A 757-nucleotide genomic window follows, 5' to 3' on the forward strand; every position below is an offset into this window, starting at 1 on the left:
CAGGCCAAGGGCTTTGCCTCGGTCACCGTGATCGACGATGATCTGGGACGCTCCGGATCGGGCCGCAGCGAGCGTCCGGGCTTCGAGCGGCTGGTCGCTCTGGTCTGTTCCGGCGAGGTCGGAGCCGTTTATTGTATCGAGGCGTCGCGCTTGGCCCGCAATGGGCGTGACTGGCATCATCTGATTGATCTGTGCGCACTGGCCGGCTCGCTCGTGATCGATCCCGATGGGACGTACGATCCGCGGCTGGTCAACGACCGCCTGCTGTTGGGGTTGAAGGGTACCATGTCGGAATACGAGCTGAGCCTGATGCGCCAGCGCGGGATCGCCGCCCGCGATGCGAAGGCGCAACGCGGTGAGTTCCGGTTTATGCTGCCGCCCGGCTTCTGCTGGAACGAGGAGAGCCGGATCGAGATCGATCCTGACGAGCATGTTGCTGACACGATCCGGTTGGTCTTCGCGAAGTTCCGGGAGGTGGGCAGTGCCCGCCAGGTCTTCCTTTGGCTCAGGGACGCGGCGATCAAGATGCCAGTCGTGCGGCGCAATGTCGATGTGTGCAAGCTCATCTGGAAGGCGGCGGCTTATCACAGTGTCGTCCAGATCCTGCACAATCCACTCTATGCCGGCGCCGTGCGACCTGAGCTGCCAGAGGCTCACCACACCTGGGTTCTGGCAGCGTAAGGCCTGATAAGGAAGGAGTGCTTCATACGAGAGAAGACCCCATTCACCTGGGTGCTGCTATCCGGCAGTGCGAAGG

At 62.6% G+C, this 757-nt stretch carries 1 protein-coding gene; it reads left to right on the forward strand.

The annotated features are described in order from the left end of the window. Nucleotides 1-681, forward strand: a 681-nt coding sequence (locus FS320_RS44480; RefSeq protein ID WP_244627788.1) for a recombinase family protein, incomplete at its 5' end; no start/stop codon positions are given. Nucleotides 682-757 lie beyond the last annotated feature (76 nt).

Source organism: Microvirga tunisiensis, from assembly GCF_009296175.1.
Classification (GTDB): Bacteria; Pseudomonadota; Alphaproteobacteria; order Rhizobiales; family Beijerinckiaceae; genus Microvirga; species Microvirga tunisiensis.